11 protein-coding genes are annotated in these 13003 nt (G+C 68.7%); 8 read left to right on the forward strand and 3 right to left on the reverse strand.

Going from position 1 to position 13003, the window contains the following annotated elements; all coding sequences use genetic code 11:
• Positions 1–247 precede the first annotated feature (247 nt).
• Together QFZ29_RS17520 and QFZ29_RS17525 are read left to right on the forward strand one after the other, a co-directional pair.
• Positions 248–877, forward strand: a complete 630-nt coding sequence (locus QFZ29_RS17520; RefSeq protein ID WP_306895486.1) for a DUF4386 family protein — start codon at positions 248–250, stop codon at positions 875–877.
• A 300-nt stretch (positions 878–1177) separates the two neighbouring features.
• Entirely contained in the window at positions 1178–2053 is an 876-nt protein-coding gene (locus tag QFZ29_RS17525) for an LLM class flavin-dependent oxidoreductase (RefSeq protein WP_306895488.1), read from the forward strand.
• 15 nt (positions 2054–2068) lie between these two features.
• Here the strand turns inward: QFZ29_RS17525 and QFZ29_RS17530 are convergent, their stop codons facing one another.
• Complete coding sequence (locus tag QFZ29_RS17530; RefSeq protein WP_306895489.1) at positions 2069–3598, reverse strand: alpha-L-fucosidase; 1530 nt, start codon at positions 3596–3598, stop codon at positions 2069–2071.
• 94 nt (positions 3599–3692) lie between these two features.
• Entirely contained in the window at positions 3693–4454 is a 762-nt protein-coding gene (locus tag QFZ29_RS17535; RefSeq protein ID WP_306895491.1) for a carbon-nitrogen hydrolase family protein, read from the reverse strand.
• 126 nt (positions 4455–4580) lie between these two features.
• Between QFZ29_RS17535 and QFZ29_RS17540 the strand changes: the two genes are divergently transcribed.
• Together QFZ29_RS17540 and QFZ29_RS17545 are read left to right on the forward strand one after the other, a co-directional pair.
• Entirely contained in the window at positions 4581–5264 is a 684-nt protein-coding gene (locus tag QFZ29_RS17540) for a hypothetical protein (RefSeq protein ID WP_306895493.1), read from the forward strand.
• Between the two features lie 778 nt (positions 5265–6042).
• A complete protein-coding gene (locus QFZ29_RS17545; RefSeq protein WP_306895495.1) occupies positions 6043–6699 on the forward strand; it encodes a lipocalin-like domain-containing protein in 657 nt (218 codons plus the stop codon).
• Between the two features lie 33 nt (positions 6700–6732).
• On the opposite strand, the gene QFZ29_RS17550 is transcribed toward QFZ29_RS17545, so the two are convergent.
• Complete coding sequence (locus QFZ29_RS17550; protein WP_306895497.1) at positions 6733–7113, reverse strand: hypothetical protein; 381 nt, start codon at positions 7111–7113, stop codon at positions 6733–6735.
• 137 nt (positions 7114–7250) lie between these two features.
• Between QFZ29_RS17550 and QFZ29_RS17555 the strand changes: the two genes are divergently transcribed.
• From QFZ29_RS17555 to QFZ29_RS17570, 4 genes are all read left to right on the forward strand, one after another.
• Positions 7251–9458 (forward strand): ATP-binding protein, encoded by a 2208-nt coding sequence (locus tag QFZ29_RS17555; protein ID WP_373426232.1) that lies wholly within the window; start codon positions 7251–7253, stop codon positions 9456–9458.
• 135 nt (positions 9459–9593) lie between these two features.
• Positions 9594–10313, forward strand: coding sequence for an alpha/beta hydrolase (locus QFZ29_RS17560; RefSeq protein WP_306895498.1), 720 nt, complete (start codon positions 9594–9596; stop codon positions 10311–10313).
• Between the two features lie 80 nt (positions 10314–10393).
• Entirely contained in the window at positions 10394–11887 is a 1494-nt protein-coding gene (locus tag QFZ29_RS17565; protein WP_306895500.1) for an aldehyde dehydrogenase family protein, read from the forward strand.
• Positions 11884–12984 (forward strand): NAD(P)-dependent alcohol dehydrogenase, encoded by a 1101-nt coding sequence (locus tag QFZ29_RS17570; protein WP_306895501.1) that lies wholly within the window; start codon positions 11884–11886, stop codon positions 12982–12984. The genes QFZ29_RS17565 and QFZ29_RS17570 overlap by 4 nt, the downstream gene beginning before the upstream one ends.
• Positions 12985–13003: the final 19 nt, after the last annotated feature.

Genomic DNA, 13003 nt, shown 5'->3' on the forward strand with positions numbered 1-13003 from the left:
CGGTTTGCAATCGGCACTCGCGGGCCTCGCAGGCGATGAAATGCCTGATCAGAGATGCGAAGAACGGTCTACACTGATCGTAGGTTTGCACCCTTCGTGCTTGCGGTACGCTCAGGGCGCAGCGCCAGGGGAGAACGCCATGGATGCCAGAGAGAATTCCGAGCCGCTGGGCGGCCCCACGTCCGGCCAGGTTAGAACCGGAGGGGCGACTGGGAGACCGGACCGCTGGGCCGCGGTGGCTGGTCTGGTGTTCACTGCCCTGGTTGTGGCCAGCTTCTTCATGCCCGATATACCCAGTAGCGACAGCCCGGCGGAGGACATCGCAGCCCAGCTTGCCGCGGACAACACCGCCCACCGGCTTTCGCTGCTGCTGGGATTCCTCGCGGACGTCGCCTTCCTGGTATTCCTGGCCGGCCTCTGGAGCAGGCTGCGCCGATGGGAGGGCCCGGCCGGGATGTTCGCTGCGCTGATCCTCGCCGCCGGCGCTGCCTTTGTCACACTCATGCTGATTTCGGGGGGCCTGCACCTGGCGCTCGTCCAGTACGCCTCCGGAGGCCAGCCCGACCCGGCGGTGCTTCCCGCCCTCACCGACCTCAACCAGTGGGTGGGTGCGGCCATTCTGCCCCCCAGTGTCGCGATGTTCCTCGGGGCGACGGTGGCCATCCTGACCACCCGGGCGCTACCGCGGTGGCTGGGCTGGCTGGCTGCCGCCACGGCCGTGCTGCAGCTCATTTCTCTCGCGGGAGTATTCCAGACCACCGTCGAGGGAGTGGTCGGCATCGCCGCTTTCAGCGGCTTCCTGCTCTTCTTGGTCTGGGTCCTGGCCACGAGCGTCGTGCTGCTGCTCCGGCCCGGCCAGCAGCCGGCCGGTGCATAACGGCACGAAAGGCCTGGAACCGCTGTCCGGGTCCGGGCCGGTGTTCATTGGCCGCGGCCGTTCAGTGCATGCGGAATCCCCGGCCCGTTCGCCCATGCCGGGCTGGGGATTCCGCCCTCAGTTTGAAACAGGACGCGACGTATCGGCAGCCTGCGCGAACGTCTCGATGAGGTGGCGCTGATTTTGGGTCTGCTTGTCGAAGGCGGGTGCTCGTCCGCCGTTTGACCATGAATGGGCATTCTGTTCGAATGAGCACGGCAGTTGTGCAGCTGGGTGGGATCGACACAGGGGAGAAGATCGATGAGGGCGGGGATCACGATCCTTCCGGAGTACCGCTGGGCCGAGGCGAAGCCGAGGTGGCAGGCGGCCGAGGCGTACGGCTTCGCCCACGCGTGGACGTTCGACCACCTCGGCTGGGGGCCGCTGGTCGGCGGCCCGTGGTTCGGCTCGGTGCCGACCTTGAGCGCGGCGGCACTGGCGACGTCGCGGATCGGGCTGGGCTTCATGGTGGCGTCGCCGAACTTCCGGCATCCGGTGTCGTTCGCGAGGGACGTCACGGCATTGGACGACCTGTCGGACGGCAGGTTGACGGTGGGCGTGGGTGCAGGCGGAGTGGATGGCTACGACGTGGACGTCTTCGGCGGCACCACGAAGGCCGCGAGCCCGTCGAGGCGGTACAAGGAGTTCGTGGAGTTGCTGGACGCGCTGCTGACCACAGACGGGGTCGACTACTCCGGCGAGTACTACACGGCCGCGGACGCCCGCAACGCCCCCGGCTGCGTCCAGCGTCCGCGCACCCCGTTCGTGCTCGCCGCGAACGGTCCGAAAGCGTTGGCGCTGACCGCCCGACACGGCCAGGGCTGGATCACCATCGGCACCGTCCACGACAGCCTGGACGGGTGGTGGAAGTCGCTGGCCGAGCTGTCGGCCCGGTTCGACGAGGCCCTGGCTGCCGAGTCCCGCGACCCGGCCACGGTGCGCCGCTTCCTCCAGACCGACGCCGCGCCGGTCTTCAGCCTGTCGAGCGTCGACGTCTACCGCGACTTCCTGGGCCGTGCCGCAGAACTGGGTTTCACCGACGTCCTGGCGCCATGGCCGCGGCACGAGGGCCCGTTCGCGGGTGACGAGGCGATCCTCGACACCGTGGCCACGGATGTCCTGCCGACCTTGTCCTGAGTCTTGTGCGACATGTCAGAGCTGATGCAGGAAGTCCGTGCGCTTGGGCGGGGCCGGCGTCACGAAGCTGAGCTTCAGCGCATAACCGTGCGGGTTCGGGCGGGCTCCGGGCAGTTCGACATAGAGCGCATCGAGCTCGCGACGCCAGACGAGTGGCTCGGCGACACCGAGCATCCGGATCTCGTCGATCTCTCTCGGCTCCACCTGGTGGCGGAGTCCGAGCGTCGTGAGCACGACCTCGTCGGTCTCCGGCCAGGCCACCGTCGACGCATAGAGGTACGAGCCGGTGACATCGTTGCGCACCGTGAATCGGTGGTCGTCGGATGAGAAGCTCGATGCTTCGCCGTCGACGAAGGACCCGCCCTTGACCTGGAGCGGCCCCTCGCCGGGCACTGCATACGGAACCGTGCCGTACACGGCCTCTCCGTAGACCGAGAGCCAGGCCCCGATCGCCTCGAGGATGGCGACTTCGGTCTCGGCGATCGTGCCGTCGGGCCTCGGCCCGATGTTCAGCAGCAGGTTGCCGTTCTTGGAGACGACGTCGAGCAGCTCACTGAGGAGCTCGACGACGCTCTTGTACACGTGACCCTCGGTCCAGCACCACGAACTGCGTGACACCGCCGAATCGTTCTGCCAGACGAACGGTTGAGCGACGCCCATCGCTCCTCGTTCGATGTCGTACACCGCACTGCCGTCGGCGAAGGCATCCCACTTGTAGTTGATGACCACCTCGCGACCCCACGCGGCGGCACTGTTGTAGTAATAGGCCGCGAGCTTGCGAAGATAGGGTTCGAACGCCGGGTTCTCGATCCACCAGTCGAACCACAACAGCTGTGGGCGATAGCGGTCGATGATCTCGACGGTGCGCAGCAGCCAGTCTTCGAGGTGCGCTCTCGATGGCTCGGTCTCCTCGCGCTGGGCCGGGCCGTAGAAGTCGCTGAACGCGGGGTCGCGCACGTCGGACTCGAACCTGGCTCCGCCGTTCATGAAGAACCAGTGCTCGGCGCGGTGAGAGGATCCACCGAAGGTCATCGACTGCTCGCGAACCGCGACGGCGAGGTCACCGAACACGTCGCGCCGCGGGCCGACGCGGCTCGCGTCCCAGCGCGTGCGATCGCTGCGGTACATGGCGAATCCGTCGTGGTGCTCGGCCACGGGAACCACGTACTGCGCGCCGGCCCGGCGGAACAGGGCCGCCCAGGCGTCGGGGTCGTAGTGGTTCATGTGGAACTGGGGAATGAAGTCCTTGTAGCCGAATTCCGAGTGCGGGCCATACGTCGTGCGGTGGTGCTCGAACTCCGCGGTGCCCTCGCGATACATGTTTCGCGAGTACCACTCGTCGCGGTATGCGGGAACCGAATAGACGCCCCAGTGGATGAAGATCCCGAACTTGGAATCGCCGAACCACTTCGCGGGGCGGTAGCCGCGCAGCGACTCCCAGGTGTCCTCGAAGGGGCCGTCGGCGATAACGGTATCAATTCGGGCAAGGGCGGCAGCATCGTCGTCGGGGACGACGCGCGGAGGAACCCAGGACTGATCCGGCATGGAGAAAGCTCCTTATGCTTGCGATGGGGAATCGGGAGATCGAGCAACCGTCTGATCAGCCGGCATGTAACGCTACAGAGTCCGACGGCGAGCTTCAACGGGCAACGACATGCTCCCGGAACGGCCTCGCAGGCACATCCGCGGTAACGAGCCCGACCTCCATTTGCGGAACCTGGGCGACGACCTCACCACGCGGATTGATGACGGATGTCGGCCCCCAGCCGACTCGCTCAGCGTCCCTAGCTCCCGTGACATCTGAAGACACCAGCCACATGCCGGTCTCCCGCGCGCGACGAGCGCGGACCACACTGTGTTCGTCCTTCCACAGCTCGGCGTTCGATCGCCGCATCATGTTCTGGGCGGGCAGAAGCAGGACATCTGCACCGCCCGCTGCCACGCGGTTGGCCGGCTCGCTGAAGTTGGCGTCGTGGCAGATGTTGATTCCGAACCTCACCCCGCGCAGATCGAACGTCGGATACTCGCGACCCGCGTCGAACAGTGACTCTCCCGCGGTGAGATGAGTTTTGCGGTACGCGCCGAGAAGCTCGCCTTCACGGACGACGACGGCAGTGTTCAGGATCCGCTGGCGATCACGCTCGATGATGCCGAAGACCAACGTTGGTGATACATCCCGCAGTCGACGAAGAACTTCCGCGAATTCAGGCGAATCGAGCCCCATTGCCGAACCCTCGACGTGAGCCCGCTCCACGAGATAGCCCTGGAGGAAGCACTCCGGGAACAGCACCAAGTCGACATCATCGGTCGCCGCGAGCGCCGCAAGACGACGGATGCACGCCAGAGCATCGTCAACGGAGCCAATGATCTCGGGCGTCTGACACGCCCCGACTCGAATCACTCCCACGCCCCGAGAACCCACCACCCGTCACAATATCGCGGCCACGTCCCCCGCGCTGGGACATCCGGCCGAGGCGCTTGAATCTCGGCTGCGGCAGGCGCACAGTGGAAGGAGTGAGGAGGTCCCATGCGCGACTGGATGGCTCACCCGGAGGTCATGCCGATCCTCTCCCCTGGCCGGCACCGTTCGCCGCTGCGCGGGGCCTGCTTCATGGAACTTGCGTCGTACCTCGCGGGGGAGCGCTGGAGCGACCATCCCGCATGTACGCACGGCACGCTCGCACATCTCGCACGCATGGTGAACGACCAGACGAGCGACGCCGGACGCGCCCGGCTCACGCCGCTCATCCCGACGGTCATCGGCCTGACGAGCGACGACCCGCTGCTCGATGTCCTGCTCGCCGTGCGAGCCGCCCACGCCGCCCTGCCGATCGCCGCTGAGGAGCGCCAGCGTTCGCAGGCGGTGGGCCTGCGCGTCGCCCTCACCGTCCTCGCGGAACGCGACCACGAGCTCGCCGCGGAATCGCGCGAACTGGCAAAGGCCGCCCTCCACGCCGCACCTGCCGCCGACGCCTGGGCCATCCGGTTCATCGAGGAAGTCGGTCCGGGCCGCCCGGGCATGACGGCGCGGCAGTGCCGGGACATCGTGACCGGCGCCGTCGATGGGATCGCACGGGCATGCGTCGCGGATCCCGACGATCGACTCGTCGCGCTGCTCACCTCCGCCGTGTCGGACACGGAGCGCTTCGTGGGCGCGAGGCGTGAGGCGGCGGAAGTCCGCGCCGAGGCGGGTGTGCCCGTCACCACCTAGGCACCTGCGGAAACGCACCCCGCGTGGTACGTTCAGCACCAACCAACGCTGGGGGGCGTGAGCGTGCGAGCAGCAGGCCGGGTGCGTCGGATGGTCGGCACGTTGATCGTGGCCGCCGCGATTGCGGCGTTGACCGGGTGCACATCACCCGCGCCGCCGGCTGTACCGCAGTCGACTGGCACGCCGATTCCGGTTCCCGCAGACAGCGCCGCGGTCGGACTGCCGAAGGACATGTACCTCCACCTCGGCGCTCCGACCGAGTGGTGGTGGAACATCGGGACGCTCCGGGCGGGCGACCGGGTGTTCGGCTTCGAGATCAACGCGGCCGCGTTCCCTGTCAACGGCTTTGCCTTCACACAGATCATGCTCACCGATGTGCAGAACGGGAAGCACTACCAGTCGACCACCGTCTACCTCCCCCCGAAGTCCTGGGACCCGCAACACTGGGCCGAGTCGGACCCGACGAAGAACTGGTTCGCCCGCCTCGGTGACCCGGCGAGCCAGCTCGGCGGCATCGTGGTCACCGACCCCGGCACCGGGTACACGAGCGCGCCGAAGGTGACGATCGCCGGCGGCGGCGGAACCGGTGCCTCCGCGATCGCCACGCTCGGCGCCGACGGCGGGGTGGGCGACGTCCTGGTGAGCGACCCCGGCGCGGGCTACACCTCGACGCCCGAGATCACGATCAGCGGCGACGGGACCCGGCGCGAAGGCCGTTGCCTACTCCTCGTACGTCGCGATGTCGGCGCCGGGGGACGACCCGACGCAGGGGCTGCGGGTGGAGGCACTCCTGGCGGACGAGGCGACGCTGACGCCGGTGCAGTTCGACCTGACGGAGACGCAACACGGCAGCCCGTTCATCGTTTTCGGCACCGGCGTGAACTCGGCCGATCATTCGCTCGATCTGCAGCACAAGAACTACTACTTCTCGCTCACTCACCTGCAGACGACCGGGACGATCACGCTCGACGGAGAGGAGATCCCCGTCACCGGCGAGACCTGGATGGACCACGAGTACGGCGTGTTCGGGGACTCGGCGAATCCGGTCAAGTGGAACCTCTCCGACCAGCAGCTCGACAACGGCTGGACGCTGTCGAACTACTTCCTCTCGAAGGCCGGCGAGGATCCTCCCGCGGATGTGGCGGTCCCGTCGTTCTCGACACTCCAGAGCCCTGACGGGCAGATGTACTACGTCGGGAGCACGATGACGCCGCTTGCGCCGTCGTGGACGAGCCCGGTCACCGGGGAGACGTACTACACGCGCATCCGGGTGCAGATCCCGCTCTTCGATGCGGACTTCACCGTGACGGCGGCGATCCCTGACCAGGAGTTCCCGGTCCAGGGCGCTCCCGTGTACGAGGGCATCGGCTCGGTGGACGGCACGTTCCAGGGCGAGCCCGTCACCGGCGACGGCTGGATCGAGCAGGCGCACTGAGTCGAGTTCGTGCGCACCGTCGAACGAGGCTGCTCAGCGGAGCATGCCGAACCAGGGCCCCCACAGCGCCAGGCCGGAAACTGTGAGCCACAGCATGATGGCCATCGGTACGAGCGCGAGGTAGCCGAGGACGAACGCGGTGATCGACAGGCCGCGCCCCGCGCCGCCGTGTCGACGGGCCTGCGCGAATCCCGTATGCCCGAGTGCGACCGCGAGCACGACGACGACCAGCCAGAGCGCGGGCGCGGCGATGAGGATCCCCTGGATCACCGCGAACACCATCGCGTCCGGAAGCGCCTTCCCGAGCGCGAAGGTAGCACAACCCGTGATCGCCAGCAGCCCGAACACGAACGCGGCGACCGCAGTGGGGGTCCGCCGCTCGCCGCTCGGCGCGATTCCCTCGAGAGTCGTCATGTGGGCACGATAGCCGATCGGCGCTGGAACGCTGCGATAATCGAGCCACCCGAGTTCACCCGCCTGCTGCGGGCGACGACGCTGGAGTCGTGATGATCAGAGAGCCGCGAAGTGCGTTCGTCGGTCGCCATCGCGAGTTGGAGACTCTCCAGTCGCTCCTCGACGCATCTTCGCTCGTGACCCTCACGGGCGTCGGCGGTGCAGGCAAGACCCGGCTCGCGATGCGCGCGGCGAACCGGTATTCGGAGCACGAGGGCATCGACTGCTGGTTCGTCCCACTCGAGTCCGTGCAGGACCCGCAACGCATGCCGCTCGCGGTGGTGCGCGCCCTTCCGCTCGCGGACCAATCGGGGCGCGATCCGCTCGAGGTCGTCGTCGCCGCACTTCGCGATACGCCTGCGATCCTCGTTCTCGACAATTGCGAGCAGATCATCGATGCTGCCGCCTCGTTCACCGACGAACTTCTGCTCGCGCTCCCGCAGCTCACCGTGCTCGCGACGAGCCGCCGTCCGCTCGAGCTCGACGGCGAGCTCGTCTACCCGGTGCCACCGCTTTCGTTGGAAGCGGCGTCGGAGGGGACATCCGATGCGGTGTCGCTCCTCGTGGCCCGGGCACGTGCCGCCGACGCCGCCTTCGAGCTCGGTCCGACGGAGGAGGCGTCCGCCGCCGAGCTGTGCCGCTCCCTCGATGGGCTGCCGCTCGCGATCGAACTTGCCGCGACGCGGCTGCGGACCCTCTCGATCGCGGAGCTTGCGAGCGGTCTCTCCTCCCGGTTCACCCTCCTTCGCAGCGGCTCTCGCAGCGCCGTCGGGCGTCAACGCACCCTGCGGGCGGTTGTCGACTGGAGCTACGAGCTGTGCTCGCCCGAGCAGCGGGAACTCTGGTGCGCGCTCGCGGTGTTCTCCGGCCCGTTCGAACTCGAGGCTGCCGCGGCGGTCGGAGGCTACACGATCAAGGACGTCGTCGACCCGCTCGACGAGCTGGTCGCGCAGTCCGTCGTCGAGGCGGATCATGAGACCGGTCGATTCCGGATGCTCGAGACGATCCGCGGCTACGGGCGCGAGCGCGCCGAGGAGGAGGGGCGGTTGCCGGTGCTGACCCGGCGCCACCTCGACCACTTCGCGGCCGTCGCGGCGAGTTCGCGCGTGGATTGGTATGGCCCGGGGCAGACCGCCGTCCTCGCGCGACTGCGCGCCGACCGGGCCGAACTGCAGGCCGCTCTCACCGTGGCCACCGCGGTCGACACGGACACGGCCCTCGCCCTGTTCTCCGATCTCTGCTACCACTGGGCGGTCGGCGGGTTCATCCCCGAGGGGCGCGGCTGGGCGACCCGCGTGCTCGCCCTGCCGGGAGGGTCCGCCACCCACCGGGTTCCAGCTCTCATCAACGCCGCTTGGCTGTGCCTGCTGCAGGGCGACCTCGTCGAAGCGGCGGGACGACTCGACGAGGCCGACAGCCAGACGCAGGGCGCCTCGTTCTCAGCAGACCGGGCGGCCACCATCCGCGTCGAGATCGACCGCTGGCGCGGCACACATGCGATGTTCTCGGGCCGGCCGCAGGATGCGGTAGGCCGATTCGAAGCGTCGATCCGCGCCGCTCAGGAGTGCGGCCACCCCGAGGAGGCCCTTCTCGCGCAGTTCCAGCTGACCACGGCGCTGAGCCATCTCCGCGAGCCCGAGGCGGCCCGTGCCGGGAGGGACGCCCTCGCCTACGCCGAATCCGTGCACGAGACCTGGATGCGCGCGCACGCGCTGTGGTCGCTCGGCCTCGCCGCGTTCGTCGAGCGTGACCTGGATGCAGCGGAGCGATTCGCGCGGGAGGCCATCGTGACCGATCGCGGTTTCGATGATCCCGTCGGCGAGTGCCTCATGCTCGAGGTGCTCAGCTGGGTCGACGCAGAGCGCGGCCTGGCGGACCGGGCCGCGATCCTCCTGGGGGCGACCGACGCCCGCTGGCGGCTCATCGGGTCGGCGATCACGGTGCATGGGCCGCAGCTCGCCGCGCATCACGATCGGTGCGTCGATGAACTCCGGCGGCGGCTCGGCCCGCAGCGGTACGACAAGCTCGTCGGTGCGGGCGGACACCTCGACTCCGACGAGGCCGTCGCGTTCGCCCTCGAGTCGAAGACCACGGTCGCCGGCGGGCTCAGCGCGCGTGAGCGCGACGTGGCGATGCGCATCCATCGCGGGATGAGCAATCGCGAGATCGCCGGGGAACTCGTGCTGTCGGTGCGCACCGTCGACACTCACGTGCAGCGCATCCTCGGCAAGCTCGGCTTCTCCTCGCGTGCTCAGATCGCGGCCTGGTACGAGGCGACGTTCGCGTCCACGTCGCCGATTACGTAGTCCTACGGATACCGCCTCGCGACGCGCGAAGGCACGCTGGGGAAACGACACCGACGTCCACCCAGCAGATGCGCAACGTCGGGCATCGCGAGAGCGAACCCGTGCGCATCCCGTCCGCAAAGGCATGGAATCCCGATGACTGCGCAACTCCGCCCTCGAATCATCCTCGTCCACGGCGCCTGGGTGGGCCCGTGGGAATTCGCCCCGCTCATCGAGATCCTGCGCGAGCGCGGCTGGGAGGTCGACGCGCTTGATCTTCCCTCGACCGGAAGTACCGAGAGCATGCTCCAGGATGCCGCGGCGATCACCGCCGCGATCGATCGCGCCGACGGGCCGGTCGTACTCGTCGCGCACTCCTACGGTGGCGTGCCCGTGACGGAGGCGGGCGATCACCCCGCGGTCGAGCGCATCGTGTACGTCGCGGCGTTCGCGCTCGACGCCGGTGAGAGCGTCATCTCCTCGGTCGGCGGCTCCCTCCCCGAGGCGTGGGGCATCGCCGACGGTCAGGTGACGATGGGCCGCAGCCGAGACGAGCGCGTCGACCTGATCGCCGCCGACATGCCCGCCGGAGTTCCGCGCGAGGCATCCGAGCAGCTCGCCGATCTGTTCCGGCCGCAGTCGCTGGCCTCGTTCGGCGACGAGGTCTCACGCGTCGCGTGGCGGGTGAAGCCTGCGACGTACATCCTCACCGAGAACGACGGCGTCGTCGCGCCCGAGTTCCAAGAGTCGCTCGCCCTGCGCAGCGGCGCCGAGATCGTGCGCATCCCGCACGGTCACGCGCCGTTCCAAGAGAACCCCGCCGGCTTCGCGGACCTGCTCGAGCGCGTCTCGGCGCTCTCGTCCGTCGCGAATTGACTGCGCCAGTCGGACAACCGAGCACCAGAACTCACGACTCACCCCATGACCGCATCCACCACTCAGAGGAGAGCAGGACGATGACCCTCACCGAAACCCAGACCCCCGCATCCACCACCGCTCCCCCACGCGGACGACTGTTCATCGGCGGGCAGTGGCGGGACGCCTCGGACGGCGGCCGCATGGACGTGATCGCCCCCGCGACCGGGAAGAAGCTCACCGAGGTCGCGAAAGCGACGACCGCCGATGTGGATGCCGCGGTCGCGGCCGCGCGCGCCGCGTTCGACTCGGGGGTGTGGTCGGGGTTGTCCAGTCGCGCACGAGCGCGCATCCTGCAGCGCGCCTACACGCTCATGCGCGAGCGCTCCGAGGAGCTCGCTCAGGCGGAGAGCTCGAACGTCGGCAAGCCGATCACCTTCGCCCGGGTCGTCGATGTCAACAATGCCGCTGAACTGTACGAGTACTACGCGAGCCTCGGGCACCACCTCGACGGCTCGGTGCGAGAGAGCACCGGCCAGACGCACGTCTATGTCAAGAACGAGCCGATCGGCGTCGTCGCGGCGATCACACCGTTCAACTTCCCGCTCATCCTGTCGAGCACGAAGATCGCCCCCGCACTCATCGCCGGCAACACGATCGTGCACAAGCCGGCGAGCGATACCCCTCTGAGTGCGCTGCTGATGGCGCAGATCCTGCAGGAGGCCGGCGTGCCGGACGGCGTCTTCAACGTCGTGACCGGCTCGGGCGCCGTGATCGGCGATCACCTCGTCGCGCATCCGGGCGTCGACAAGGTCGCTTTCACCGGCTCGACCGAGATCGGCGCGCACGCGGCGCAGCTCGCGGGCAGCACTCTCAAGCCGTTCACCGCGGAGCTCGGCGGCAACGCCGCCAACATCCTCTTCGCGGATGCCGACCTGAACACGGCGATGCACACCGTCATCGCCGCATTCGTCTTCAACACCGGGCAGTTCTGCATGGCGGGACCCCGGCTCCTCGTCGAACGTCCCATCTACGAGGTCGTGCTGGGCATCCTCGCCGAGGCGGTGCCGCAGGTGCCCTTCGGCGACATCACCAATCCCGAGACGGTGATCGGGCCGCTCGCGAGCGCGAACCAGCTCGAGAAGGTCTCGGCGATGGTCGACCGTGCCAAGGCGGACGGCGCCCGGGTGATCGCGGGAGGCGAGGAGTCCGAGCTCGACGGCTTCTACTTCCTTCCGACGGTGCTCGCCGACCTCGCCGGCGACGCCGAGGCTGTGGCGGAGGAGGTCTTCGGCCCCGTTCTCACCGTGCAGCCCTTCGACACCGAAGAGGAGGCGATCGAACTCGCGAACTCCACCCGCTACGGGCTCGCGAGCGGCATCCAGACCTCGGATCTCGCGAAGGCGCACCGCGTCGCCGCGCGGCTCGACGCGGGAATCACCTGGGTGAACGGCTGGGCCCTGCTCGACCCCGCCACTCCCTTCGGCGGGGTCAAGGCCTCGGGGTGGGGTCGCGAGGGGGGACCAGAGGCGATGGCCTCGTATCAGCGCTCGCACTCGATCGTGTTCAACCTCGAGCAGGGGACCGCCCAGTGACGGCGGGACGCGCCGCCGTCCTCGAGGCGCCGGGCGAACTGCTGGTCAGTGACGTCGAGTTCGCCGACCCCGGACCCGGAGAGGTGCTCGTCAAGCTCGTGGCCTCGGGCCTGTGCCACACCGACCTCGGCGTGATCGCCGGTGGGATCCCCTTCCCCTCGCCCGGGATCATCGGCCACGAGGGCGCCGGCATCGTCGACCGAGTCGGCGAGGGCGTGACGGGCCTCGCCGTCGGCGACAAGGTGCTGCTGAGCTTCACCTCATGCGGATCGTGCGAGGCGTGCGACTCGGCGCACCCGGCCTACTGCGAGACCTGGCTGCCGCGGAACCTCCTCGGGATGCTCCGCCCGGAGGGCTCTGCGGATGTCACGCGCGACGGCACGCCCGTCGCGAGCCACTTTTTCGGCCAGTCGTCGTTCGCCCAGTACGCGATCGCCGACGAGCGCTCAGCCGTGAAGGTCGACGCAGGGGCAGATCTCACGGTGCTCGCCCCGCTCGGCTGTGGGGTGCTCACCGGTTTCGGATCGATGTGGAACGTGCTCGATCCCGGCGAGAGCGACATCGTCGCGGTTTACGGGGCCGGCGCCGTCGGCCTGTCAGCGGTCATCGCGGCGGCGCAGCGGAATCCGTCCCAGCTGATCGCCATTGATCTCGTCGATGAGCGGCTGCGGCTCGCGGAGGAGTTCGGCGCGACGGCGACGATCAACGCAGCCAACGAGGACGTCGGCGCGCGGCTCGCCGCGCTCACCGGCGGTCGCGGCGTCAGCCTGAGCTTCGACACCACCGGCAACCCGAGGGTCGCGCGCGGAGCCCTCGATGCCGCATCGGTGCGCGGCACGGTGCTCGTGTGCGGCGCCCCGCCTCCCGGGACCGAGATCCCCGTCGACATCCAGGGAATCCTGTCGGGGAAGGTGCTGCGCGGGGTCACGATGGGCGACACGGACCCGGCGACGCTCATCCCGCTCCTCATCGAGCTGCACGCCGAGGGGAAGCTGCCGCTCGAGAGGCTCGAGAAGCGCTACCCGCTCGACGAGATCGGTCGCGCGGCGGACGACATGCACCGCGGCGTCACCGTCAAGCCGGTGATCGTGTTCTGAGCGCCGTCGGCGCGGCCGG

Source organism: Agromyces albus (assembly GCF_030815405.1).
Classification (GTDB): domain Bacteria; phylum Actinomycetota; class Actinomycetes; order Actinomycetales; family Microbacteriaceae; genus Agromyces; species Agromyces albus_A.